Here is a 25760-nt window from a genome sequence, read left to right as displayed (position 1 = left end):
CTTTGGCGTTTGAATGAATACACGAAGAGTCACCGCCGTCCCATCAGAATAAGGAAGTATTGTTAAGCCGTTTCGTAATGCTGTTGGCTCCAAGCAGCAGCGCGAGAGCGATCACGTTTTTGATCAGTCCGACCGCAGCCGCGTAGGAGTACCGGCTCTCTGCCAGACCAACGTTGTATACGTAGACGTCTATGACGTTGCTAGACGTTTCGTTCAGCGAGTTGCGCAGCACGAGAATCTGGTCAAAGTTGGAGTTCAGGATGCCGCTTACGGCCAGAATGAACAAAATGGAAATCGTGCCTTTGATCGAAGGAAGCGTAATGTTCCACATTTTTTGCATCCGGCCCGCCCCATCGATCGTAGCCGCCTCGTACAGCTCCGGAGAGACACTCGAAATCGCCGCCAGGTAAATAATCGCTGACCAGCCGATCTCCTTCCAGATGTCGGAAGTGACGACGATGGACCAGAAGTATTTGGGCTCGGCCAGGTATGTAATCGGCTGATCGATCAGGTGAAGCGCCATCAGCACCTTGTTGACGATGCCCACATCCGCCAGCCAGGTGGCGAGGATGCCGCCCAGAATGACCCAGGACAAAAAGTGAGGCAGGTAGGAAATCGTCTGAATCCACTTTTTGAACACGATCGAACGGATTTCGTTCAGCAGGAGTGCGAACAGGATGGGCAGCGGAAACCCGATCACCAGCTTCAGGAGGCTCATCCCGAGCGTATTTTTGATCACGTATCCGAGACTGTCGTCCTCCAGGAATTCCTTGAAATGATCCAATCCGACCCACGGAGCCGAAGAGATCGAGTGAATAATGTCAAACTCTTTAAAAGCAATGATGACCCCGTACATCGGGATATAATTGAAAACAATCATCCAGGCGACGCCCAGCAGAGCCATAATCTGCAGATAGCGCTGGCCCACAATTTTCCGCCACAGCTTCTTCTCTTTCGCCTTCTCGGCGGCAGGTTCCCACTCGGCTTCGATACCGGCCCTTGCGTTCATGTTCTGGAAAGCACCCCGTTTCTGAAATCTCTTATGTAAGCCCTTTCAGGTACTAATTATAGGCGGCGGTTCCTATGAAAAATAGTCTTCAAATTTTAGTTAAGGTTTCTAAATTTCAGGTGGCATCCGGTGGAGAACACAGAAAAAAGCCCCGAATCCGACAGAAGGTGCCGGAACCGAGGCTTCTAAACCTTAATTTCTAATGTAGAACGTTACAAGTTTTCATTGATTTATTTGACGACGTTGGACAACACGTCATCGATGATTTGCGTATTGGCGATCGTTCCCGAGTACAGCCAGCTGGAATGATCGTCGAACTCATACACATGGCCTTCCTTGACGGCCGGGATGTTAGCCCATACCGGATCCTTCAGCAGCTCATCCTTTGATACGCCGCGGCTGTTGACGATAAACAGATAATCGGCGTCAATTTGCGCGAATTTTTCCAGCGAAACCTGATTCCAGCTCGCCGTGCCGGTTTTGGACAGTTCTTCTACCAATTTAGGCTTCGCGAGTCCCAAATCATCATACAGCACCGAGCCGCTGGACAAGTGGTCGCTTGACACGTAAATGTCTTTGCCCGTCACCCAAAGTGCCGCTGCCGTGTGCGTGCCGTTGGCCTTCTGAAGCTGCTCCTTGGCGTCCGCCGCTTTCTTATCATAAGTTTGAACGGCTTCCTCTTCTTCCTTGCTCTTACCAAGCACTTCCCCGACCGCCTTCAGTTCTTCGCGCCAATTGTTGCTCTTCTCTTTACCTACGACGTAGGTCGGTGCGATTTTGGAGTACTGCTCGTATTTGTCATCCGTCGCCATGTCCGCACTGCTCAGAATGATCAGATCCGGCGTAAAGCTCATGACGGCTTCATAGGGAAGGTCGTAAGAGATTTCCGGAATGCCGTTCAGCTGATCCTGCAGGTAATACTGCACGGAACCTTTGCCAGTCGACCACTGGGCAACCGGTTTGACGCCAAGCGTCAGCAGATGATCTTCCAAATAGGATGCGATGATCCGCTTCGGATTCGCTGGCACTTTCACTTCATGACCAAGCGCGTCCGTCAGCACGCGTTCCTGCTTGGTATCCGCGGTGCTGTTACCTCCTGCCGCTGCCCCCGAATCCGTTGTGTTTGAATTGCCGGCTTTATCGCCGCAGGCGCTGGCCAATACGGTAAAGCTCATCAGCAGCGCGAGCAGCAGTGATCCTTTAAGTTTGAGTTTCATGATGGTATGTCCCCTCCACTGGTTCATTCTATCTAGGCTAGAGTCTCATTATTTTTACGAAAACCTATATGTACATCCATGGTCCATCCGGTTTTACGTGAAAGATTTCTCTTTAAGTATCATATGTGATAATGAATCTCATTATCAAGTGTTTTTTTCGTGACAGCGCCGGTCACCAATAGAACAGGCATAAGCGATCGTATAGGAAGTCACCACCCATTCAACTTGCCCGTCGGTTGACGAAAGGCCTTTTTTAATATCGGGTATCGAAACATTCACAACAAATACGTCAAGAATTGCCATAAAGGTCGCAAACAGGATGACGGTCAAGGACCACCAGCGGTATCCCGCTACAGAAGGTGAAGCTGAAGCTTGTCGGCCTGTTAAAGCTTGATATTCCATATCCTTTTCTCTCCTTTAGTCCATGTATGCAGCTGCTGATCTGATTATATGTGCTAAAATGGAGAGAAGTAAGTACGCACATTTTTGTGGTACAGTATACTTCTTGTAACTTATGAGGAGGGATCGGGTTGAAGAAAAATCCGGAATATGGCGTACTCCGCGCCGAATATCTCCAGGGCTGCTCGGTTGAAGTCGCCTTGAATATCATTGGGGGCAAGTGGAAGGGAATGATCCTGTACACCCTTCTGGACGGCACCAAACGCTTTAACGAACTGCGTCAGATCATTCCAGGTATTACGCAGCGCATGCTCACACTTCAGCTTAGGGAGCTGGAGGACTGCGGAATCGTCCAAAGAGTGGTTTATCCTGAGGTCCCCCCAAGGGTGGAATATTCGCTGACCGAGTTCGGCCAGACGATCAAACCGGTCATTCTGCAGATCAGGGAATGGGGCAGTTCTTATAAAAAAGCGATGGGCGGCCACCTTAAACAATCCAACTCCAACTAGGCACCGATTAAGATACCCCCTTATACTAAAACAATCCAGCAGTGCACAAAAAAAGGAGGGATTACTCCCCCTCCTTCATCCGTTGATCAATACCGCAAACGCCTCATACGGCCGCAGCCGCATCGCTTCGGATGGAACGGTATCCGGATAGACGGATACCATTTTCTGTCCGCCTGTTATTCCGTCACCCCGGAATGCCGCCTCCTCCTTGTTCATATTCGCTACGATCAGCAGCCGATGCTGATCCGTGCTTCGTTTGTAAGCAAATATATCATCATCCCCCACGTCAACCAATTCAAAGCTTCCGCTCTCAAGCAGCTCGTGAATGACAGGGTCTTGGGCAAACCGCCCCAACGCTTGGTAAAAGCCGTCTGCTTCTTCATCACCGCCGGTCACAGGGCAGATTCGGCCCTGCATTAACTGAACGGTCAACGCCATACATTTGGCGGGCTCCATATTCCACTGTTGTTCCATTGACATTCCGCTGTGCCGCCACTGCGGAATTCACCTCCATCATGATGTTTCCTGGACGCCCGCAGCCGCACGGGACTCGACCCGGCGCTTTTTCCATGTAATCGACAGCACCGCGGATCCCAATGCGAGCAGGACGAAAATTACGCCAACCCAGGCGTTGTAATACACCGACGATCCTTCGATCACCATGCCTCCAATCGCCGACCCCAGCGCAATACCGATATGGGATGCCGAGCTGTTCAAGCTCTGCTGGATGTCCGGCGATTCCGGTGCCGCTTTGATCAGGTAGCTCTGCATCGAAGGAGAGATCGACCAGCTGAGCATGCTCCAGACGATCATCACGATCAGGCAGACATACACCGAAACCGTAGATACCGGCATCAGCAGCATGGCTACGGCAAACACGCTGACAATGGTCAGAATGCTTTTCTCAGGCCCAAACCGGTCGGTGACCCAGCCCCCTGCCCCGCCGCCAAGGACAGCCGCGATGCCAAAAATAAAATAAAACAGGCTGAGCATGGAAGGACTCAGGTGCAGCGTCTCCTGCAGAAACGGCGTCAGATAAGCATATAAGGTCAGGTGACCGGTCAGCATCAAAATCGTAATCAGCTGGCCAAAAATGATTTTGCCGTTTTTCAAGGATGCCAGCTGCTTGCGCAGCGGCACGGTCTCGCCGGGAGGCGTTTTGGTAATAAAAATTTGCACCGCGATGAACGATATAACGGCCAGAATGGAAATCATGACAAACGGAGCACGCCATCCAAAAGCGTTGCCCAGCATCATGCCCACAGGTACGCCCAGTACGAGGGAGCCGCTCACTCCCATAAAGATAACGCCGATGGCCCGGGCTCTGTACGCCGGTTCCGCCATCTGGGAGGCCATCGTGATAGACAGCACGGTGATGAGCGCGGCGCTCGCTGCCGACAAAATTCTTGCGATCACCATCATCGTAAAATTCGGGCTGACGACCGAAAGCACATTGCCGGCAATGAAGACCAGCAGGGCGCATTGGTACAGCAGTTTACGTTCGACCCTCGAAGCTGCCGCCAGCAGCACAGGCCCCGATACGGCAAATACCACGGAATATAAAGTGATCAACTGCCCGGCTGTGCTCACCGAAATATGAAGGTCCGATGAAACGAGATCCAGCATCCCCCCGACGATCAGCTCCACCATTCCGGTCACGAAGCAGGCGATCGCTAGAATGTAAATTTTAAAATTCATGCAGCATGTAACTCCCCTCTGTAAAAATCTCTCTGTTCCATGTCTTTTATGGTTACTACTGCAATGGTAACCTAATTCAAAATGAGGATCAACCCCTATTTTTTGCATACAAAAAACGGATGGATCCGGGTCCACCCGTTTTTCACGTGACGCGCTTAATATTTCAACTGAAGCAATTCCGTCATAATCTCCTCGTCGTTCAGCAGAATATCATTGTATTTGCCTGTTATTTTCGCCAAAAGCAAATCGTGATGGAAATAGTCCGTAAACACGCGCACGAACGGCTGTGACTGGGTCTTGATCGCCTGCCACGAATCATTCTCCACGCCGGCAAATACGACCTCGCGGTCGTCTACAATCAGCAGCCTGAACCGCTCCAGCATGACATGCTGCTCGCTAGGCTTCATCGGGACGATCTGGGGCAGGCCATCAGGCGTATCGCCAATCACGACACCTTCCACTTTGACGCCATTTTGCTGCTTGTCCAGCAGGATAGGCAGATACTTGTGGAAATCGTCCTCCCACGCCGAAAACCGGATCGAGCGCTCTGCATTCTCCATCATCTGCTTTAACTGGGATCCGATCGATGAGTCTGCCTTCAAGCTCCAGACATGGTCGTCGATGACCGCTTTCTGAACCTTATGCTGCTCCAGCTCCTGAATGTCCGACTGAAACTCTGACGTTAATTTCTCGATCACGAGCGGAAGTGGCAATGCGGTATACAGCTTCTTTTTTTCCGAAACGGATTCCAGCACCATCCCCTTCTCCACCATCCGGGAGATCACTTCATATATCTTCGCCTTGGGCACGCCGGAATGCTTCACGATCATCGTGGCGTCCATCGGCTGCTCCGCCGACGCCAACGCCTCGTACACCTTGCTCTCATATTGTGAAAATCCGAATTTATGTAACATGACTTTTATCCCCGCTCCCCTTGCTGCTTGGTCGGTGCAATCTTCAGCTTTGTTCCGGAGGCGCAAGCAGGAAGCTTCTTACCGTTTCGTCAAACCGCTCCGGCTCCTCCACATGCGGCGCATGCCCGGAATGAAGGAATTCCACGTACCGCGCTCCCTTAATGGCATCCGCGATTTCCCTGCCCCACTCCGGCGGATTCAGACCGTCGTATTTCCCGCTGATGATCAGCGTCTCCGCTGTAATCCGGCCATAATCGGGACGGAAATCAAACCCTTCAAGTGCCCGGTTGGAAGCGGCGTTCTGCTCCTCCGTCAAGCTTGTTCCACCCTCTTGAACATGCTGCATCCACGCTCCGACCAATGAGAGATTGTGAAACATGTACCGGCTTAAATGCTGCACCTTTGCCGGGGTATCCATACCTTCCAGTTCCTCGGCATGCTCGCTGAATAAACGGGCCATCGACGAGGTCCTGCCGTTGGACTTGGGCGTGACAAGAACCAGCTTCTCCACCCGCTCCGGAGCGGCAATGGCGACTCCTTGTGCGATATAGCTTCCCATCGATCCACCCACCAGGTATACCTTGTCCAGCTTCAGGAAATCCATCACCGCAATGACATCCCGGACATGATCCGAGAGACGGTATTCTGCCGGCTTATCCGACAGGCCATGCCCTCTGGCATCAATGGCAATGACGCGAAAATCAGTGCTGAACGAGTGAATGGCGTGTTCCATCGAGTGAACGTCCAGGCCAAGCCCATGCAATACAATTAGCGGGAAGCCGGTTCCTTCATCGACATAATGGAGCTTGATCCCGTTAACGAAAGCTTCCATACTTTTCCCTCCCCAACCGGAATGAGCTTATTTTACCATTCTCAGCAGGGAAGGCAAAGCAGCTTTCTATGCATGCTCCCCTTCCTCCTCATGCACGGTTTGCGATTCAAACAGATGCGCCTCATGATAATTGACATCCAGCCTTAAATTGTTGGCCAGCGCCCGGCTGATCTCACCCGCTTCGAACAACCGTTGAATTTCGTTCCGCTCCGACTGGATGGCCTTGAGCTCAAGCTCCCGGCGGACCGCATCCATCTCTTCAGCCCGCTCCTCGTGTGCAGGTTCCTGTGTCAGATGCAGCTCCAGCCCGCGGTAATCGGCAATAATCATGGCGATGGTATCCCGGTTGCCCGATGTCTCGAGCCCCTTAACCCGCTCTATCGCAGCACGGATCGCTTCCAGCTTCAGCGCCTTATAAGCATTCCACTTCGGGTGGTCTGGTGTCATGCGGGCTTTTTTGTGTTTGCTGCCTTGGAACAGCCGGGTGATGGCCGACCATCCGACGATCAGCAGCTTCTTCACCTTGAAACGGGTGGACAGCAGCAGCTCGACCCGCGATACCGTGGCCTTGAACCGATCCGCAAGTTTTGGCGAAATCCGCTCTTCCTGCAGCCACCGGTCCGCGGTTTCCTTCTCCGCCTCGAGCGCCTCCAACCGGATTTCCACAGCCTCTTTCCATAATCTGTTCATTTCCGCACGATCTCTGAATCTGCACATCTGCAGCCTGCGGGAATACGCAGCGATCAGCTCGATAGCCTGCTGCCGGTTTTCATCGTTTTTCTCCTCTTTGACTGTTCGTAGACCCGCTTCAATGACACGGATGCGCGCTTGTCTCTCGGCATCCTCCGCAAGAGCGGGATCCACCTGGGGACCGCGGGTCAGGATGGGCAGTAACACGCTGGCGCTGATCAGGGTCAGCAGAATGACGCCTGAACAGATAAAGAGGATCAAATCCCGTTCGGGGAAAGGACTGTTGTCGGCCAGTGTCAACGGAATGGAGAAGGCCGCCGACAGCGTCAAGGCTCCCCGGACACCGGACAACGCTGTCAGCACGGCGGAACGGAATTGGCGGTTCGATGCCCATACCCACACAAAGCGAAGGACCATTAATACCAGCGTAATCAGAACGATATAGGCAATGGATTGGCCGTTATTGTATGCCTTGTCCTGCCATACCGTCCGGACAACGCCGGGAATTTCAAGTCCAAGCAGCAGAAACACGAGACCGTTCAAGGAGAATAGGATGACCGACCACGTGCTGTCGGAAACGATGCGCAGGCGCGCTGATCCCGTCCTCATCCGGTCCCGTTCGATCGCATGGGTTACACCGGCAGCAACGACGGCCAAAATACCGGACAGGTGAAATTCTTCAGCAATCCAATAGATCAGAAACGGTGTCAAAATAATAATCAGCACATGCAATGTGACATCTTCCATCCCAAGCCTGCGCAGCAGCATGCGGAGCCAAATCGCCAGGAAGCCGAGCAGCGCTCCGACCACAATCCCGCCGACCGCGATCACGATAAAGCTGCCAATCGCCCGCGGCAGGGAGAAATGGCCGGTGACGGTTGCGGCAATGGCAAAATTAAAAGCAACGAGGCCCGAAGCGTCGTTCATCAACGCCTCACCTTCGAGCAGGCGCATGATGCGGCCCGGGAGCTTCACCCGGCCGGACAGCGAGCCGACGGCCACCGCATCGGTCGGCGACAGAATGGCCGCCAGCGCAAAAGCCGCCGACAGCGGGATGGCCGGAATGAGCCAGTGAATAAACGGCCCTGCAATCAGCACGGTGGCAAACACGAGGCCGAGCGCCAGCAGCAGAATGAACGACCGCAGCTGCCACAGCTCGTCGCGGGGTGTCATTTTTCCATCATTAAAGAGCAGAGGCGCGATGAAGAGCAGCAAGAACAGTTCCGGATTTAGCGGTACATGATGTACGCCGGGAATGTACGTGACCGCGACGCCCAGCGCAATCTGGATCAGAGGCACCGGGACCGCCGGGGTAAAGTGATTGATAACGTTCGATATGCCGATCAGAATTAGAAGAACGATGACCATCAGTAACAGTTCCATAGTGATTTCCTGCCTTCTTTCTGCCAAATGTCGATATGGCTAACATTCCCGGAAGGGGGATCATTCATGAGTTGAAGTCAGCCGATCCGGCAGGGATAAATCATGATAGCAAAACCGGCTGTACGACACAGCCGGCTGTATGTCTAATGCGTATGCAGTTACCGATAAGATGCCTGATATAAATCAAGCTGTTACGGCGTGGGAAAAGGAATGCTCTGCGCGGTCCGGATCTGCTGCAGATCGACACGCAATTGCTCCTGCACGCTGAAAGGATGGTACAGTCCCTTGGCGATCGCGTATTTGGTAATCTTCTCATGCGTATCGATCGCCTGTTCCAATTGCCGCTCCAGGATGCCTTTGATTTCCGGAGTGACGCATTCGGTTACGGCCATCGCCAAATTCCGGACGCCGCTCTTGGCGGTGACTAGAAAGTCCATGGCAATCACATCGTCGGTTAATTTGTTCATGCCGGTCATGTATTCCAGTACGGGATTCATTGCAGCGTCTCCTTTCCTTTGTTCAGAACGGCTGCAAGCTCGGCCAGCTGATCGGATGACATCGCGGCATCCTGCTGGAGAATGAGCTTGAGCTCAGGATCTGTGACCAGCGCCTGCATCGTTTTGGACTTCGTCATGCAGACCGTCTTGAAGGCGGCAATTTCATGCGCCTCCAACAACTCATGCATGGCATACGTTGGATTTATCAAGAACTTCACTCCCTTGTGTTATCAAGTACTTTACGGCTTTAAAATAACCTTGATGCAGTTGTCCGTCTTCGTATCGAACATTTCGTAACCGCGTTTGGCTTCGCTGAGCGGGATGACATGCGTAATGATGTCGGCCACGTCGACTTTGCCGGTCGCCACCAATTCATACATATAAGGCATATAGTGTATGACCGGAGCTTGTCCGGCGCGGATGTTCACATTGCGCTGCATGATGTCCCCTAGCGGGAATCCGTTGTAACGGCCGCCGTACACGCCTGTAATTTGAATCGTTCCGCCCTTGCGAACGGCCTGGGAGGCGATGACCAAGGCGCTCATGGTGCCTCCTTGCAGCTTTAAGCCGCTCGCCAGAAACTCGAGGTCGCTCATTTTCCCGTCCATGCCCACCGCGTCAATGACCACGTCGGCTCCGCCCTTGGTGATTTCCTTCAGGTATGCACCAACATTGTCTTGCTGCTCGAAATTGACGGTCTCAACATGATTGTTCTTTTTGGCATGCTGCAGCCTGTAATCCACATAGTCGACGGCGATGACCCGCTTCGCCCCTTTGAGCCAGCAGAATTTTTGCGCCAGCAGTCCAACCGGTCCGCAGCCTAGCACGACTGCGGTATCCCCCTGTTTGACACCGGCGTTGTCTACGCTCCAAAAGGCGGTGGGCATCACATCGGCGATTAGTGCAAGGCTCTCATCCGGCCGCTCGCTGTTTTCCGGAATTTTGAAGTGCGTGAAATTGGCGAATGGAACCCGCAAATACTCGGCTTGCCCGCCCGGATAACCGCCGGTCGTTCCCGAATAGCCGAAATACGCACCCATGTCCCCGTTGTCGTTCGAATTGTCGCACTGGCTCTCCAGATGATTTTTACAGTAAAAGCATTCGCCGCAGGCAATATTAAACGGGATAATGACCCGGTCGCCTTTCTTCAGCTTGGTGACTTCGGGCCCGACTTCCTCCACAATCCCCATCGGTTCATGACCGATGACGTAATCCTCCGACAGATTGGGAATCATGCCGTGGATCAGATGCAGGTCGGAGCCGCAAATAGCGGTGCTGGTCAGCTTGACGATCATGTCATCCGGCTTTTGAATTTTCGGATCGGGGACGTCCTTGACGACGACGTTTTTAACCCCTTGGTACGTAACGGCTTTCATCATGCTCGGCCTTCCTCCATATGCTCATCGGGCGTCCGGTCGAACATCCCTTTGCGCGAAGTATCTGCGGGGAACAGGTTCATCCCGGCAATCATGGCTGTGTTTTTGGCCGACAGCTGGTCCAGCTGGTACTGCTCGTGCAGCTCATACGGGTGAAACCATTTCTTACGGATCATCAGCTCGGTGATTTCCTGATGGAGGGCAATCCCCTGCTTCAGCTGCTTTTTCAGCAGTTCCCTCGCTTCTGTGGATACGGTTTCGGTCAGGGCAACCGCGGTATTACGAACCCCTTCCTTCGCACGCATCAAAAAGTCCATAGCAAAAGTCATATCCGCCATCTCCGGCATGTTGAGCGAATTGATCGGATCCAAATCATCGTTGTTCATCAGAGTATCACCTTCAATTTAGGATGGGGGCAGGCTTGCTTTCCGGGACAGGAGCCTGAAAAGGAGCTCGTTCATAAACCGCCTTCAGCTCGTTGATGGCCTGCGTGGACTGTTCAACGTCCTTTTGCATCAGCACTTTCAGTTCTTTGTCAAAAACCATCCCCTGCATCAGCTTCGATTTAGCGACACAGAGCGTTTTAAAATTCAGCACTTCATGAAGATCGATCGATTCATGGGGTGCCAGCGGAAAATCCTTCATGTTTGACCTGTACCTCCTTTATTTAACGATGTCTGCAAGGATAGGTTATCCTCCTGTGTATAGCTTGATTCAGTTTTCCGCGGCACTCCCGGGATCATAAAATTTGCCTGCCGGGTTGCTCCTCACAAAAAAGAAGCCTCTAATAGAGGCTTCCACAGTTAATCGGTTAATGGAATGTTGTATGAACATATTTCAAGGCGCACTTCAGATGGTGATCCACGATACCCTGGGCAAGCTGCCGGTCGGGAAAGCCGCGGTGAAGCAGTTTTAAACCGCCTCCGATTAAAGAGATATGGTGGTGCAGGCGGTAGAAGGCCATCCGGTCGGGATCCAGATGGTCCTGACGGAAATACCGGTAATGCTCCCCGAACCGAAACTCGAGAAAGCTGTGCTCATGCTCAATGTCGAAATAGGTTACACCCTCAATATCGATCAGATACGGCTCCAGATTCGCATTCACCAGAATGTGGTCCGGTCCAAGCTCGCCATGAATCAGTCCGTAAGATGTCCTTGGACGAATTCGCGATGAACATTCCTGAAGGACGGACATGAGCCCCTCTTGAGCAGCCGCAATCTCAGGCAAATAAGAAGCTGCATACGTGATCTGCCTGAGGGCATTGTCCACCAGCTCCTGCTGGCAGGACTTCCGTGGAGGCTTGGTTTGGCCGGGCCGCCCGTGCACATCTCTCGCGCAATCGTGCATTTTGGCTACCAATTCCCCGATCCGCCGAAACAATCGCTGCTGCTCCGCCGTATCCGGGTGTGCAAAATAGTCTTCCGCTTTACCGCCCCCAATACGTTCGACAAGCGCATAATCAAACGCATACTCCCGGCGCTCCAGATTAAGGTTATACAGCTCGGGTGTAGGAATGCCCAATTGGGTTAATACCCGGTTGTTCTCGCCAAACAAGTCGGCTCCATAGGAGCGCATATCATGATCCGAATGTTCGATTTCTTCCCGAAAGTAATTCATGGATAAATCCCAAACGTACAGCATACAGGAAAAACCGTTCAGAAAATCGAGCTGATAGACGACCTTCTGTGCCCCTCCGTTCAGCCGCGTAATCTGCGAGATCGCGTAACCCGATCCGAATACCTGCTTGGTATAATGCGTTAAATCCGCCTCGGAAAGATGACATGCATTTTCCATATTGTTTCCCCGTTTCTATGATTGGATTGCCGGCATCACCAACTATATCCCAGGTCCCTGCTGAAAATATAGACTGTTTCTTTCGGTTCTGTTATGATGTTGAATAAGGTCTGGTTAAAAATGGTCGTACGTAAAAAGAGCTGTCCCGGTAGGTCAATGAACCTTGGGAACAGCTCTTTTTTGCAGCACGGGCTTATCGGACTACCGTGCCGAATGTAATTTTCATGCTCGGCGCATGGGCGAACGCAATCGACGGCGTATTGACTTGGGATAACAGGTCCTCGGCGATATAGAGCCGTTCTGCTTCCTCCTGGGTTAGCCCCCGCTCAATCAGCGCTTGAATAAAGTCTTCCTCCTGACCCGGGCATTCAAACTGCAGGTTGCTGAACAAAGCCCTCGTCTCCTCGGAATCCTGTGCCGGGTCGTAATAGTTCACCTTATCGCTGATTCTGCTCTCGATCCGGCGCAGCCCCAGCTGCGAAAAGTAAACCGGAAGCTTCATGCCGATGTTGGCGTCCTTCCCGGTCCGCAGAGCATCCTGTTCATGCAGCTTCTGAAGCGGGCCAAGCGGCATGACTTCCGTAGATAAAACATCATCAAAATAATAGCTCGACATGGAAGCACAGCCGTGAGGCTCGTAACAAATGACCGTTCCTCCGTCCTTTACGCTTTCAGCCATCTTGGCCAGCAGCTGCAGGGGATCGGATCTATGCATAAGCACTGCGTGCGATACGGCGACATCAAAGGCGCTGCCCAGGTCAGCATCTGTCAGCTCCGCCCGAATGAACTCGGCCTTCCAGGGCAGGTGAGCGTACAGCTCTTTGGCCGCCCCAATCTGTCTTGCTCCCGGATCGATCCCCGTATAGGTTGAGCCTTCCGGCAGGTGCGGAAGCATCATAAAACCCAGCTGCCCGTAACCGCAGCCGAAATCGACGATCCGAACCGGAGTTTCCCATTTCCAAACCGATTTGACCAAAAACGCGATGTAGTCGTCATTATAATAAAGACTCATTCTCCGGCGCAAATACCCCATCTTCTCATCCCAATCATAAGACTCCACTGCTTCACACTCCCCGATTGTTCTGGTCATCTATACTGATACACAGTCAACAATAGTGGATATCCCGGTAAAAGTATAGCTTTAAAGTGGAGCCTGCGGGATATTTTTATGAGGCTTTGTCCGAATGAGCATCGGTTGACGGTCGGCAGCCTTAACAGGCGCTGTAAAGACGCAAAGCCCGGCAGCTCAGGATTTATCCTGAAGCTTCCGGGCTTTGCATTGTTCATGCTCTTTGAATCGTTCACGAAAGATTCAATGCGAGCACCGGCACGCCGACGCCCAGTACCCACAAGAGCGGAATCGAATTCACGATGACCGCCGCTCTCTTCCTCTTCTTGTAGAACGCCCAGGCCATAATGGCACAGGCAATGGTGACGAGCGGGTAAACGCCGATCACGGACACCAAGGCGATGGCCGCTCCGCTGATTCCACTGTCAAACCCCATGAACGAAATTCCCCAAATCAGCAGCCACGGAATAAAACATAACACATAGATGATCTGGCTGATGACAAAATACGTCCGCATGATACTCCCCCTGGTTTGCGTTCGTGCCGGATCCTTCCGGCATCCCTCCACACCGAATTCATCCGGCGGGCTATGAGGTCATTTATACCATAAAATCTGTTTTCTCCATAGGAGAAAAAAAATCATGATCATTTCCAAGGCGACACGGAAATTCGACATTGTTTTCATGGCCTATCCGATATAATGGCAGTAGATAAGGGCTTACTGAAATTTTACTTTTTTCCCTAGGAGCATAAACATGATCGTAAAACAGACAAGACACGTCTTGATTCCTTCCTTAACTACATTTATCATGTTATCTTCCATTCTGTTGGGCAAAGCCGACAGCATCTTTCTGCTATTTCTCTCCGGAGCGATGCTGACGGGGGTCATGATTTTTTTCGCCGAGTCCAGCAGCCGTTCCTTGTTTCTTCAATCCGTAAGCCTCGCCTTCTTCCATTGGAGTTCCCAGCTCAATTGGACGCAAATCATTTACTTTATATTAATTATTATGGAAACCCGAAATACGAGAAACTTGAAGTATACGCTGTCGCTGGCATTTGCTTATTCCATGTTGTATACCGTCATCCGGCTAAGCTACCTTCCCTGGGACCGTTACAATCTATTGGTTTCGGTCTACGATCTGGTTAGTCTGGTATTAATCGTCCTTGGAATGCGTTATCTCGTCACAACCGAGATTGAAAGAAAACGGCTTTTGAGGCGAAACCAGTTTCTCGCATCGCATGATCCGCTGACCGGTTTTTTGAACTACGACGGTTATGTCAGTGCCGTCAACGAACTGGTTGAAAAGAAAAAATCGCCGTTTGTGCTGATCCTGCTGGATTTTCAGGACTTTAAAAGCCTAAATAAGGAAAGCATCCGCGGCGGCAACGAAATTTTGACGAGAATATCGCTCATCATCCGGACTTACTTCCCGAGCGCCTTCGCCATTTCCCGTTATGCCGGGGACCGGTTCGCCATGGTGATCCCGGATACCGATGGGTCGCTTGGACAAGCCCAGGATATTCTTGAATCGGGTAAGCTCGGCTACGAGGTAACTTACAGCACGGCCCGGTTTCCCCGGGAAAGCACAACCTCGCATGATATTATCATGCTGGCCGAAGACCGGCTGTTTCAGAAAAAGAGGATGCTGTGGCTGAAGCGTGAGGAAGAAATGTTCCGAAGCGAAAAGCTGAAAATCGTCGGCGAGCTTGCTGCGGGCATGGCTCATGAAATCCGGAATCCGCTCACAACGCTGAAGGGCTTCATCCATCTGTCCAAATCGCAGTCGTACAATATCGGGCCATGGGTCGATATCATTACCAACGAGATCACGCGTATGAACGAGCTGACGGCGGAGTTTCTGCAGTTTTCCAAGCCGCATCTTGGCAACATCCGGCCCGAGCCCATCTCGCATTGTGTGGAAAGAGCGAGAAATTTAACCGAATCGCAGGTGACTTCCAGAGGGCACAGCATCAGCATGGAGAATGTCAGCGATTCCGTCATGGTTGAAATGGAGCGGGATAAAATCGTACAAGTGCTGATAAATCTGGTGCGCAATGCCATCGAGGCGATGGAACAGCCGGGTCATATCCATATTCAGGTGCAGCAAACGAATTCGGTGGTAACCATTGACGTGTCCGATACGGGAAAAGGGATCCCCGAAGACCTGCTCCCGAAAATCTTCGATCCGTTCTATACGACCAAGGAAGAAGGAACCGGCCTCGGCCTATCCATCTGCCATAAAATCATCCAGGACCACAACGGCACGCTCACCGTCAAAAGCATGGAATCCGAAGGATCCGTCTTCACGATTACGTTGCCGGTATTGACCGAAGGAGCTTAATCGTCGATCCCTGCCATCGAAACGATTCTAAAGGTCCGATCATTATGATGATTCGATGATACAAAAGCCGCCGGGCACAGCTGCCCGGCGGCTTTATTCATTCGTGCTGGCGTGAACCCGCTCCGCTAACCTTTGACCGAGCCGATCATGACGCCTTTTTCGAAGTACTTCTGTATAAACGGATACACGATAAGAATCGGCAGTGTGGATACGATGATCACCGCATATTTGACCTGGTCCGCATACTGCTGCGCATACCCTCCGGCAGCTCCGCCGGAGCCTGCTCCGGATGAAAACACCTGGTTGGACAGCAGGATGTCCCGCAGTACGATTTGCAGCGGCTGGAGCGAATTGCTCTGGATATAGATGAGTCCGGTAAAAAAATCGTTCCAATGGGCGACTAAATAATACAGGGCGATGACAGACACAACCGCCTTGGAGAGCGGAAGCGCGATTTTTACGAAAAAAGTGAAGTGACTGCAGCCGTCCATCGAAGCTGCTTCATGCAGCTCTTTCGGAATGGAGTGCTCAAAGAACGACCGTGCGATAATTAAATTGTACACATTGACGGAAAACGGGATGATAAACACCCACATCGAATTGGTCAAATGCAGCTGCTTCATCAGCAGGTAGGTTGGAATCAGGCCGCCGTTAAAGAACAAGGTCACCACGAAGGCAAACATGATAAAGCGGCGGGCGCGGAACTCTTTCCGCGACAAGACATAGGCGGCCGGCAGCGTAAACAGCAAGTTTACCGCCGTACCCAGCACCGTGTAAATGATCGTGTTTTTGTATCCCGTCCAAATGCGGGCATCCTTGAAGATTTCCTGATAGCCAAAAAAGCTGATATGTTTGGGATACAGCGTCACCTGGCCTGTCGACACCAGCGATTGATCGCTGACGGATGCAATCACAACGAAGTACAGCGGATAGGCCACGATCAGAAAAATCAGCACGCACAGGGCGGTTACCATGACTTGAAACAGAACATCTCCCGCACTCCTGCGATTACGATGTGTAAGTATCAATACTCCATGCTCCTTTCGGGATCGCCGTCTCTACCACAGACTGATGTCCGAGCACCGCTTGGCGATCATATTCATGACAAACAGGAAGATAAAGTTGATGACGGTATTAAACAGTCCGATGGCGGCCGAATAGCTGAACTGGCTGCTGATAATACCGATTTTGTACACGTAGGTGGCAATGACTTCGGAAACCGGCAAGTTGAGCGGGTTTTGCATCAGAAATACTTTCTCGAAGCCCGTTCCCAGGACGCTGCCCATGCTGAGCACGAATAAAATAATAATCGTCGGCACCAGGGCGGGGATGTCGACATACCGGATCGTCTGCCAGCGGCTTGCTCCGTCCATCTTTGCGGAGTCGTACAGCTGCGGATCCACGGTGGACAAAGCGGCCAAATAAATAATGCTGTTCCATCCGCCATGCTGCCAAATTTCCGATAGTACATATACGGGAACGAACGTCTTGGTCGACCCCAGCAGGTTGACATCCCCAAGGCCAAGCCACTGCAGCAGGTGCCCGATGATTCCCGAGTTCGGCGAGAGCAGCACGCTCAGCAGTCCGACCATGACGACGGTCGAGATGAAATGCGGCAAATACACGGTCGTCTGGAGCGTCTTCTTCGCCCGCTTCATCCTGACCTGATTGATGAGCAGGGCCAGAATGATCGGCGCGGGAAAGCTGAGCACAATCGTCGCCACGCTAATGACCACCGTATTTTTCATCAGATCCACGAACATGTAATTTTCAAAGAACTGCCGGAAGTAGAACAATCCCCTCCACTCTCCGCCGGTCAGCCCCTTAGTGAAGTTATAGTCGCGGAAAGCCAGCTGGATGCCGTACATCGGGATGTAGTTGAAAATAAAAATAACGACAACGGCGGGCAAAATCATGATCCACAGCTGATAGTCCCGCCTGAACGTATTCAGAACGGTTTGTTTGCGTGCTTTGGGCAAAGCAGCGGCCTGCTTTAATTTGTGGCCGGATCGCGATATCATGACCAGATTACCTCCTTGTAACAGCAGTGCTTGCATGCTGGATTATCCGGCCCGGATGCAAGGTGCCCGCACCGGACCGGGGATCGCGTTTCACAGCTTGCTTTTATAGTCGTCATAGTATTTCTGCATAATTTCGATATTTTTCAGGAGCCCTGTCTTTTTGCAATTTTCCACATAGGCATCCCACTCCTTATCCACGCCGCCTTTGGTGATCCACTGCGACCATTTGGCCAAGGCCATCGGCACAAGCGCCGTGTTGGCGAGAGCCATCGTGCTGTTGTCCACCGCGCTGTATTTAATAAACAGGTTCGGGAAAACATCGTTGTCCTTATCGATGGAGTCCAGCACCTTCTGCAGCGGCTCCGTTTGCTTGCCGACCGACTGCATGTCTGTGCCCAATGTCAGCTTCAGCGAGTCGGCGATATACATCGGTCCGTTATCGGCCCAGGTGGAGGTCCATTTCCAGGTTCCCGGATCCATGGCCTGATCCTGCGGCGGCAGTACGGCAAACGATCCGTCCCCGTTATCCTTGATGTTCGTACCAAGCGAACCGAAGAGCACCTGCATGCTGACCTCGGGGTTGTACAATTCGTTGATGAACTTCATTGCGGCTTCCTTATGCTTGGAAGCGGCGGACATTTGAACGGTATTGGTACCGTAATTCAGCGTGTTGTAATCGTACGACCACGACTCCTGAACGGTGGAATCGGCTGTAAATTTCAGCGGCGCCATAGGCGTATACTGCGGACTAACCGTGTTGCCGAAACGGTCGGTGACCTCCCAGCCCCACGTAAAGCCAACGGTAGCCGTATTTCCTTTGCCCCTCGCCACGGATTGGTACTTCGTGTAGTCCTGGGTGAATACTTCGGGATTTATCAGACCGGCGCTGAAGCATTTGTTCAAAAATTTGACCAACTCTTTGTAACGGTCGTCGATGAAGAAGTTTTTAACTTGTCCATCCTCTACAAAATATCCGCTGCCGCTGCCGTCGGACAACGTAATCCCCTCGCTGCCCAGCAGCACGGTCGGCATAAAATAACCGAATGCGACGGTTCCCGTCGGGGCAAAGTCCATCGGGATCTCATCGTTCGGATCTCCGTTTCCGTTGGCATCCTTGTCCTTGAACGCCTTCAGCACGTCGAACAGCTCATCCCATGTCGTGGGCATTTGGAGCCCCAGCCGGTCCAGCCACTCCTTGTTGATAAACTGCCGGGTCGCCGTATCGGGCCAGAACCGCTGATATTTGGGCAGTCCGTATATTTTGCCGTCCTGCTGCGTGACAATGATTTTCGTTTCGGGTTTGGCCTCGAACATCGCCTTGACATTCGGAGCATATTGATCGATCATTCCGGACATGTCCTGGAACAACCCCGGAAACTGGGCGAAATCCGAATCGGTAATGGAGTTCACGCCAACGATCAAATCGGGAATATCCCCGCTGGCCAGCATGGCTCCCTTCTTCTGATCCCAATCTGCGGACACTTCCTGCCATTCGATATCAACCCCTGCCCTCTCCTCCGCATCCTGAAGCCATTTCATGTTCTCGAACTTTTGCGTGAGCGGATGCTTTGTCATGATCGCTTTCAGCTTTACTTTGCCCCCTTGCGCAGTTGGTTCTTCCGGCTCATTGCCGCCGCTGCTGCAGCCAGCCAGCAGTGACGTTCCGAGTGTAAGCGCGAGCACGGATGCGAGTATTTTTTTCATCCTTCATCCTCCCCTTGGGTTTTATGAATCCGTTTACACAAGCTTATACTCAATCCGGAGGGGGCAAAATAGTTCAACGATCGAATTTGTGTCAAAAGGTTTGCACTTGCTAATGGTGCCTTTTGATGCGGTGTGATAATTTTAGGTTCTACCGACCCTTCAATGGGTGGAAAAAGGTTAGAAATGGTGGTGAAACTTTAGATGAATGCCCATCAGCTCCGCATCGAGCGTCCGGTCCATATGGAGCTTACCGGCAAGTTCGTTGCTCCCTCTGCGGATTGGATTCATTTAAGCCGTTACTTGATGGATTACGAGCTCATTGTCATGACACATGGAACGCTGTACATTTCCGGAGACGATGAGACCTACGAGGTCTCCCAGGGAGAGTATCTGCTGCTTCCCCCGTTCACGCGCCAGAAAGGAGCCAAGCCGTCGGATTGCAGCTTTTATTGGCTGCACTTTTCGTCTTCGCAGAACCTTCCCAAGCTCGACCTCTCCCGCTATACCCATGTTCACGAGAATGGGCGGATCGTCATTCCCCAATACGGCACCCTGCGCAATCCCGAGAAAATCGTCGTCATGATGAAGCAGCTCCAGGATTCGGTGCGCGGCTACAACGAACAGACCTTAAATGATTACATGTCTACCGTCATCCTTTGCGAGCTCTACAACCAGCTGTTCTTCGAAAAGAACAACCCCGGCAAATCGTTTAAGCAAACCCAGCTGTACAACGATATTCTCGACTACATCAAATGGAGCCGCCACGAGAACATCAAGGTCTCCCAAATCGCCTCGCACTTCGGCTACAACGAGAAGTACCTGTCCCATCTGTTTACAACCGTCTCAGGTATTTCGCTGAAACAGTACATTTTGCAGCAAAAAATGGAGCTGGCCAAATATCTGCTGACCGATACGAACCAGAACGTAAGTGAGATTTCCAGTCAGCTCGGCTACAGCGACCCCCATCACTTCATGAAATCCTTCAAAAAAATCGTGGGGTTGACCCCGACGGAATTCCGCAACGCATACTCGAAGCGGCTGCTATTTTATGAATGATTCTTCGCCGATCATTTTCCAACATTTAGCACTTTGGGGTACAATAAAATATATGAGGAGGAATGATGATGAAACGGATGCCTTTCACACGACCCACCGAGCATTACGATGAACGCCTGCTCCCCATCGACAGACAAATCTGCCAGCTGCTGCAGCAGCGCAAAGAGATTTCGGAAGGGAATCCGGGCTACCCGCCTTTCGTGTACATTGATCAATGGGCGGCTGAAACGGGTCTTTATGAGGATTTTCTAAAAATGATCTTTGGTGCCATCCGATCCGACGAGTATTTCAAACCGATCGTCGAACCTGCCGGTTTTATCAAGCATGTTCCGGTATTAGTATCGCATGAGCATGATGGGTACTTTTTCACGCTGACTTCGGTTCGGCAATACGCCAATGCCAGCGTCGTGACGCTGTATGTGGACTGGGATGTGACGATCCCGGAACGAAATTCGACCGAAATATCCAACTTCGTGTTGGATATGGGAGAGCCCTATGAATGCCGGATGGACACGGGAGGAAGCTGCTCCGGCAACGCAACTTATAATTACGTGGTATCCCCGTCACTGCCGGACAAGCTCTCCGGTCTCGAATTCGTGTTCAGGGAGGAAATCGGATCCCCCTTCGGCGGCGAGCCGACCGGAAAGGAAGTTCGATTCCGCATAGAGGAATAATCAGTCTGGTAAATGACAGGTTGTCAAATTAAGTGCGACAACTCGTCCACGAATGCTTTGCCCAATCCGTCGCAGTATGAAAATCAGGCAGAGAGCCTATATAGACTCCTCTGCCTGATTTGATACATGGGCTTATTAGGAATTGCTTAAATGACAACCCATCCCTTCTGATTCAAGGTCAAACTTGAGCCATACCGCCATCTACGAACAATTCGATGCCGTTCACATAACTGCTTTCCTCCGACGCCAGAAACATCACCGCGCTGGCAATCTCCTCCGTCTTGCCCAAGCGGCTTAGCGGAACGACATTCTTCGCCGAATCAAGAACTTGATTTAGCGCTTCGCCAAAAAGATCATTATACGCTGGCGTGTGGACCGTGCCAGGGCTCACTACATTAAGTCGTATCCCTGTGCCTTTCAAATCCATTATCCAGCTCCTAGCCATCTGACGGAGAGCCGCCTTGGTACCTCCGTAGACACTAAACGCTGCTTCGCCGATCGTACCCGCCGTCGAGCCGGTTAAGATGATGTTTCCTGTCATATTTGGAAACAGCGGCAAAGCCTTTTGGATGGTGAACAAAGTACCCTTTACGTTCACGTTGAAGGTTGTGTCGTACTGCTCTTCCGTAATCTGACCCAAGGGCAGAAAGCTGCCAAGTCCAGCGTTTGCGAATAGAATATCCAGATGTCCTTTCTCCTGCTTTACCGTATCGTACAGTTTGTCTAGGTCCTTCAAATTAGAAATATCACCTTGAACGCCGGTAACCCGGTCACCGATCAATTTTACTGCCGCGTCCAGCTCGCTTTGCCTACGGCCGGTAATGAATACGTAGGCCCCTTCCGAAACGAATCGTTGTGCCGTTGTAAGTCCGATACCGCTTGTTCCTCCGGTAACAACGACTACCTTTCCTTCAAATTTCCCCATATCTATATGCCTCCCATCAACGTCATCACGCATTCGTGATATGACTTCCCCATTCGCCCTTCGGCTGCAACCAGCTGATTCTTCTATCCACAATGAAATCGCCCAGTGTTCGTTCGTAATCCTTACGGTATGGTTTAATAAACTCTTCCGCAAGCCAGCGTTCTCTCGTGCCTTGCCATGTTTCATAAATAATCAAGTCATCCGGCTGATCCAGATCGTCCGAAACAATGGCGCTAATGAATGCCCTCTCGGATGACATCTCCTCAATAAGGGAATACAGCTCCCTGCGGAATTCTTCTTTTTTCCCTGGTTTAACTTTGAATCGAATATTCAATTGGACCCGTTGATTGGACATGCTGACTCCTCCTATAAGCTTCATATTTTGCAGTCATTTCGTTACGGCATTTATCATAACGCTAGATGAATAATTCGACAGTAATGTAGATTACGAAGTTTTTCGGGTCATGAATCAAGCCAGTTCTTTCATCGCTTTTTCGATATGAATCATGACCATTCTGCGGCTGGTCACGATGATACCATCATTGGATAGTTCCTGTAAGGTAAGCGATACCGCTTCTCTTGTGGCACCGATCATATTGGCCAATTCTTGATGAGTCAGGGGAATATCGATTTTTCGGTATCCATTTTCTTCTATGCCGAACTTTTTAGACAATCGGTTGAGAAAGTAAAGCACTTTACCACGCAGATCTCTAAAAACCAATTTTTCCACCAATTCATCCTGATCCCGCAGGCGTTTGCTTATTTCCGATAAAAATCGCAAAGACAATTCAGAATACTTGCGTAAAAGCGGTTCGAATTGTTCAGTCGGAATCGAAAAAACAATCGAGTCTTCCATCGTCTCCACATAAGTTCCTCTATTGCCCAATGAGAACGTTTCAACCTCGCCAAACATGCCGCCTTCGCTTAGGATGCAGACTGTATGTTGTTTGCCGGCCGAATTGGTTTTGTATAAGCGCAGTTTACCGGCGATTACGAAAAATAAGCCATTCCTTTCATCATCGGGCGTCTGAAGAATATAGTTTTTTGGAAGCTTATACGTATTTGATCTGGTTACCAATTGTTCGATTTCACGCATAATTTCTGCCGGAAGCGATTCAAATATCTTGATTTGTGGCAAAAATGAAGTTATGTTTTCCATCGCCTCATCATGTAACATTGTGACCCCTCCTGTCATTGCTGCAAGCGACTACCGCTCCACTCGCCGCGATAATCGTTCCTCATGTAACACCGATAACGGAGTGTTACACTCATCATAAACCACCATAGTTTCCTCTTCTGTAATGCAGATTACTAAAAAAAAAACCACCTTCAAATGAAGGCGGTTTGCGGCTGCTCTAATCCATACCTTTTGACGTTATCGAATGTTCATCTTCAGTCTATGACTTCAAAGCGCTCAATGCCGCATCCGTCACGTGAATAAATCTTTCGCCACGTGCGATCACATGAATACGCATTTCAGGAAAGTGGTCATATACATAGTCCACGAAATATCCGGGATGCTCAGCATTCCCCGCAAAAATATCATAATGCATCGGGATCGTCATCCCGATCCCGACGGTCTTCGCCAGCTCGGCCGCTTCCCGGTAGTCCATATTGCCGATAATGCCGCGGCTGTTCCGGAATGCGTCGCGGCCATTAATCGGGAGAAGCCCGAGGTCGATCGACTCACCCTGAAGCCGTTCCGTCAATCCTTCATAAATGACCGTATCTCCGGAATGGTATACCGTAACGCCGTTCAGTTTGATCAGGTACCCGACGTAACGATGATAACCCTGCTCATCCGTTTCCAGCTCTTCATGTGCGGCCGCGATGGGGCGTATGATCACTTTATCGCCGTAATCCTGCTCCGTATCGGCGATCACGAAGCGCTCGGGGGCTACGCCCTGCCTCAATATGTCCTCACGGCAGAATGCCGGTGCCATATAGACGGTCTGCGGGTTAGCCTTGGACATGGCCGCAATCGCCTCCAGGTCCATATGGTCCGAATGCTCATGGGTGATCAGGCAGTAATCCGCATTCGTAATATGCTCCGGTCCGATCGGCGCCGGGTAGGTACGATCCGGGTTATGGCTGACATACGGATCGATATAAATGACCGTCTCCCCTCCCTTAATGATAAAACTGGCTTGTCCAAGCGGCCATACCGCGACCATGCCGTACGGCACGAAGGTTTCCTCGATTTCCTGAATCAGGAGCTGGCCTTGCTTCTGTGGCTGTGACTGGCTCATGCCTTCCTCTCCCTTCCGTTACTTTTCCGGTCATACTTATCATGACATGCAGATCCCAAGTAAGCAGCAGATCTCGCTCACCTTATCCAGGTATCTTTTAACCACCCGCTCACACGGGCTAAACGCTTCTGGATCTCTCTCTAAAAAATACCGCTTTCACCGCAAACCGGGGTAAAATCAGCTGTCTTCGCCATCTCGACGGCTGGGAAATCAGCCGGTACAGCCACTCAAGATTTAGACGCTGCCAGGCTGCCGGCGCCCGCTTCACTTTACCGCCGATGATATCCAGACTGCCGCCGACACCGATGGCAATTTTCGCATGCAGCTTGTCCTTATGACTATGTATCCACTTTTCTGCCCGGGGTGCGCCCAGAGCCACGATCAGAAAGTCCGGCGCGGCATCAGCAATCTCCTGTACGATTCGCGGCTCATCTTCCGGCGTAAAAAAACCGTGATGTCTGCCGCGTATTGCGACGCCCGGATACTGCTTGCCAATGTTGATGACGGCCTGCCTGCTCGTTTCCTCATCCGCGCCCAGAAAGTAAAACGACCATCCCTTCCGGTCGCCCTCCTCAAGCAGCTTAAACAGCAGATCGCAGCCGGTTACCCGCTCCGGCAGGCTGCCGCCCCGCACCCGGGAGACCATGACGATGCCGATGCCATCCGCAGTGACCAAACCCGCCTCATCGACGATTTGGCGCAGCTGCGCATCCTTTTGGCAGGACATTACGATCTCCGGATTGCCGGTAACGACGTGAAACAGCCGCTGCTCCTTTTGGTCAATCACGTCTTGAAGAAGCTCTACGCTCTGCTCCATCGTCAATTTCGGGAAAGGGATCCCCATAATGGGCACATGTTGATTCATCTTTCGACCACCTCTTCTGTATCGGCGTAAACGGAATATACAAGTACTTCTTTGTTCCACTTGACGATTTGTTTCTCCAGCGTCATTCCGATCCGTTCGGCCACCCGAGCGGATGGTTGATTGTTAGCATCGGGAAGCGAAACGATTTTGCGAAGCTTCATTTGCTCAAAACCGTAGTGCTTGCAAGCCGTTGCTGCCTCAGTTGCATAACCGTTCCCCCATACGCGTCTTGCGAACAGGTAGCCGATCTCCATTTCGCGGACCCCTTCCACAATCTGTGGAACGATGCCACACTGTCCCAGAAAATCACCGTTGATCCGGTTCTCCACGATCCATAAGCCGACACCGCATTCCTCATAATTCCGGAGGTTCCATTCAATCCATTCCAGCGTTTCTTGGTTGTCTTTGGTGGAGGGATAGTACTTCATGGCGACGGGGTCGGCAAAAATTTGCTGCAGCAACGGGACATCCTCCCGTTCCATTTGCCTCAGGATCAACCGGTCCGTACTCAGCACGACATCCTTCATCCAGGATCC

29 protein-coding genes are annotated in these 25760 nt (G+C 51.5%); 4 read left to right on the top strand and 25 right to left on the bottom strand.

The window, feature by feature from the left end; genetic code table 11:
• Nucleotides 1-43 precede the first annotated feature (43 nt).
• The 3 genes from MKY74_RS18005 to MKY74_RS17995 form a co-directional block, all read right to left on the bottom strand.
• Nucleotides 44-1009 (bottom strand): ABC transporter permease, encoded by a 966-nt coding sequence (locus tag MKY74_RS18005; protein ID WP_084203725.1) that lies wholly within the window; start codon nt 1007-1009, stop codon nt 44-46.
• 230 nt (nt 1010-1239) lie between these two features.
• Complete coding sequence (locus MKY74_RS18000; protein ID WP_076167025.1) at nt 1240-2226, bottom strand: iron-hydroxamate ABC transporter substrate-binding protein; 987 nt, start codon at nt 2224-2226, stop codon at nt 1240-1242.
• 144 nt (nt 2227-2370) lie between these two features.
• Nucleotides 2371-2628: a hypothetical protein gene (locus MKY74_RS17995; protein WP_076167028.1), complete on the bottom strand. Its 258-nt coding sequence runs from the start codon at nt 2626-2628 to the stop codon at nt 2371-2373.
• Between the two features lie 128 nt (nt 2629-2756).
• On the opposite strand from MKY74_RS17995, the gene MKY74_RS17990 reads away from it, so the two are divergent.
• Complete coding sequence (locus tag MKY74_RS17990; protein WP_234489216.1) at nt 2757-3134, top strand: winged helix-turn-helix transcriptional regulator; 378 nt, start codon at nt 2757-2759, stop codon at nt 3132-3134.
• 75 nt (nt 3135-3209) lie between these two features.
• Here the strand turns inward: MKY74_RS17990 and MKY74_RS17985 are convergent, their stop codons facing one another.
• The 13 genes from MKY74_RS17985 to MKY74_RS17925 form a co-directional block, all read right to left on the bottom strand.
• Nucleotides 3210-3614 carry an alpha-glucosidase C-terminal domain-containing protein gene (locus MKY74_RS17985; RefSeq protein ID WP_144025345.1) on the bottom strand — a complete coding sequence of 135 codons (405 nt, stop codon included), beginning with the start codon at nt 3612-3614 and terminating at the stop codon, nt 3210-3212.
• Between the two features lie 33 nt (nt 3615-3647).
• Entirely contained in the window at nt 3648-4832 is a 1185-nt protein-coding gene (locus MKY74_RS17980; protein WP_076167037.1) for an MFS transporter, read from the bottom strand.
• Between the two features lie 155 nt (nt 4833-4987).
• Entirely contained in the window at nt 4988-5746 is a 759-nt protein-coding gene (locus MKY74_RS17975; RefSeq protein WP_076167041.1) for a TrmB family transcriptional regulator, read from the bottom strand.
• Nucleotides 5747-5789: 43 nt separating this feature from the next.
• Nucleotides 5790-6578 carry an alpha/beta fold hydrolase gene (locus tag MKY74_RS17970; protein WP_076167044.1) on the bottom strand — a complete coding sequence of 263 codons (789 nt, stop codon included), beginning with the start codon at nt 6576-6578 and terminating at the stop codon, nt 5790-5792.
• A 66-nt stretch (nt 6579-6644) separates the two neighbouring features.
• Nucleotides 6645-8651, bottom strand: coding sequence for a Na+/H+ antiporter (locus MKY74_RS17965; protein ID WP_076167048.1), 2007 nt, complete (start codon nt 8649-8651; stop codon nt 6645-6647).
• 191 nt (nt 8652-8842) lie between these two features.
• On the bottom strand, nt 8843-9148 hold the full coding sequence (locus MKY74_RS17960; RefSeq protein WP_076167052.1) for a spore coat protein: 306 nt from the start codon (nt 9146-9148) through the stop codon (nt 8843-8845).
• Nucleotides 9145-9336, bottom strand: coding sequence for a hypothetical protein (locus tag MKY74_RS17955; protein WP_076169411.1), 192 nt, complete (start codon nt 9334-9336; stop codon nt 9145-9147). The genes MKY74_RS17960 and MKY74_RS17955 overlap by 4 nt, the downstream gene beginning before the upstream one ends.
• A gap of 51 nt (nt 9337-9387) precedes the next feature.
• Nucleotides 9388-10524: a zinc-dependent alcohol dehydrogenase gene (locus MKY74_RS17950; protein WP_076169413.1), complete on the bottom strand. Its 1137-nt coding sequence runs from the start codon at nt 10522-10524 to the stop codon at nt 9388-9390.
• Entirely contained in the window at nt 10524-10910 is a 387-nt protein-coding gene (locus MKY74_RS17945) for a spore coat protein (RefSeq protein ID WP_076167055.1), read from the bottom strand. Before MKY74_RS17945 ends, MKY74_RS17950 begins: the two co-directional genes overlap by 1 nt.
• 13 nt (nt 10911-10923) lie before the next feature.
• A complete protein-coding gene (locus MKY74_RS17940) occupies nt 10924-11169 on the bottom strand; it encodes a spore gernimation protein GerQ (RefSeq protein WP_076167058.1) in 246 nt (81 codons plus the stop codon).
• 166 nt (nt 11170-11335) lie between these two features.
• On the bottom strand, nt 11336-12319 hold the full coding sequence (locus tag MKY74_RS17935) for an aminoglycoside phosphotransferase family protein (RefSeq protein ID WP_076167062.1): 984 nt from the start codon (nt 12317-12319) through the stop codon (nt 11336-11338).
• Nucleotides 12320-12512: 193 nt separating this feature from the next.
• A complete protein-coding gene (locus MKY74_RS17930) occupies nt 12513-13379 on the bottom strand; it encodes a class I SAM-dependent methyltransferase (RefSeq protein ID WP_084203726.1) in 867 nt (288 codons plus the stop codon).
• A gap of 241 nt (nt 13380-13620) precedes the next feature.
• Nucleotides 13621-13905, bottom strand: a complete 285-nt coding sequence (locus MKY74_RS17925) for a hypothetical protein (protein ID WP_076167070.1) — start codon at nt 13903-13905, stop codon at nt 13621-13623.
• Nucleotides 13906-14143: 238 nt separating this feature from the next.
• Here MKY74_RS17925 and MKY74_RS17920 point away from each other — a divergent pair, with 238 nt between their 5' ends.
• Nucleotides 14144-15730: an ATP-binding protein gene (locus MKY74_RS17920; RefSeq protein ID WP_076167073.1), complete on the top strand. Its 1587-nt coding sequence runs from the start codon at nt 14144-14146 to the stop codon at nt 15728-15730.
• A gap of 125 nt (nt 15731-15855) precedes the next feature.
• Here the strand turns inward: MKY74_RS17920 and MKY74_RS17915 are convergent, their stop codons facing one another.
• The 3 genes from MKY74_RS17915 to MKY74_RS17905 form a co-directional block, all read right to left on the bottom strand.
• Complete coding sequence (locus tag MKY74_RS17915; RefSeq protein WP_084203727.1) at nt 15856-16704, bottom strand: carbohydrate ABC transporter permease; 849 nt, start codon at nt 16702-16704, stop codon at nt 15856-15858.
• A gap of 84 nt (nt 16705-16788) precedes the next feature.
• Nucleotides 16789-17646: an ABC transporter permease gene (locus tag MKY74_RS17910; RefSeq protein ID WP_373319022.1), complete on the bottom strand. Its 858-nt coding sequence runs from the start codon at nt 17644-17646 to the stop codon at nt 16789-16791.
• Nucleotides 17647-17841: 195 nt separating this feature from the next.
• The gene (locus MKY74_RS17905) at nt 17842-19455 is read right to left on the bottom strand and encodes an extracellular solute-binding protein (protein ID WP_076167083.1); all 1614 of its coding nucleotides are present in this window, start codon (nt 19453-19455) and stop codon (nt 17842-17844) included.
• 201 nt (nt 19456-19656) lie between these two features.
• Here MKY74_RS17905 and MKY74_RS17900 point away from each other — a divergent pair, with 201 nt between their 5' ends.
• Nucleotides 19657-20511 carry an AraC family transcriptional regulator gene (locus MKY74_RS17900; protein ID WP_076167085.1) on the top strand — a complete coding sequence of 285 codons (855 nt, stop codon included), beginning with the start codon at nt 19657-19659 and terminating at the stop codon, nt 20509-20511.
• Between the two features lie 68 nt (nt 20512-20579).
• Complete coding sequence (locus tag MKY74_RS17895; RefSeq protein WP_076167088.1) at nt 20580-21185, top strand: hypothetical protein; 606 nt, start codon at nt 20580-20582, stop codon at nt 21183-21185.
• Nucleotides 21186-21363: 178 nt separating this feature from the next.
• Here MKY74_RS17895 and MKY74_RS17890 read toward each other — a convergent pair whose 3' ends face one another.
• The 6 genes from MKY74_RS17890 to MKY74_RS17865 form a co-directional block, all read right to left on the bottom strand.
• The gene (locus tag MKY74_RS17890; protein WP_076167091.1) at nt 21364-22110 is read right to left on the bottom strand and encodes an SDR family oxidoreductase; all 747 of its coding nucleotides are present in this window, start codon (nt 22108-22110) and stop codon (nt 21364-21366) included.
• Nucleotides 22111-22135: 25 nt separating this feature from the next.
• Nucleotides 22136-22465, bottom strand: a complete 330-nt coding sequence (locus MKY74_RS17885; protein WP_076167093.1) for an antibiotic biosynthesis monooxygenase family protein — start codon at nt 22463-22465, stop codon at nt 22136-22138.
• A 114-nt stretch (nt 22466-22579) separates the two neighbouring features.
• Nucleotides 22580-23287: a Crp/Fnr family transcriptional regulator gene (locus MKY74_RS17880; RefSeq protein ID WP_076167096.1), complete on the bottom strand. Its 708-nt coding sequence runs from the start codon at nt 23285-23287 to the stop codon at nt 22580-22582.
• A 220-nt stretch (nt 23288-23507) separates the two neighbouring features.
• On the bottom strand, nt 23508-24359 hold the full coding sequence (locus tag MKY74_RS17875; protein ID WP_076167098.1) for an MBL fold metallo-hydrolase: 852 nt from the start codon (nt 24357-24359) through the stop codon (nt 23508-23510).
• A gap of 118 nt (nt 24360-24477) precedes the next feature.
• Nucleotides 24478-25224 carry a WecB/TagA/CpsF family glycosyltransferase gene (locus MKY74_RS17870; RefSeq protein ID WP_076167101.1) on the bottom strand — a complete coding sequence of 249 codons (747 nt, stop codon included), beginning with the start codon at nt 25222-25224 and terminating at the stop codon, nt 24478-24480.
• Nucleotides 25221-25751: a GNAT family N-acetyltransferase gene (locus MKY74_RS17865; RefSeq protein WP_076167104.1), complete on the bottom strand. Its 531-nt coding sequence runs from the start codon at nt 25749-25751 to the stop codon at nt 25221-25223. Before MKY74_RS17865 ends, MKY74_RS17870 begins: the two co-directional genes overlap by 4 nt.
• Nucleotides 25752-25760: the final 9 nt, after the last annotated feature.

The organism is Paenibacillus sp. FSL R5-0378, assembly GCF_038009285.1.
Taxonomy (GTDB): domain Bacteria; phylum Bacillota; class Bacilli; order Paenibacillales; family Paenibacillaceae; genus Paenibacillus_AQ; species Paenibacillus_AQ favisporus.
This window is presented reverse-complemented; position numbering and strand designations above follow the sequence as displayed.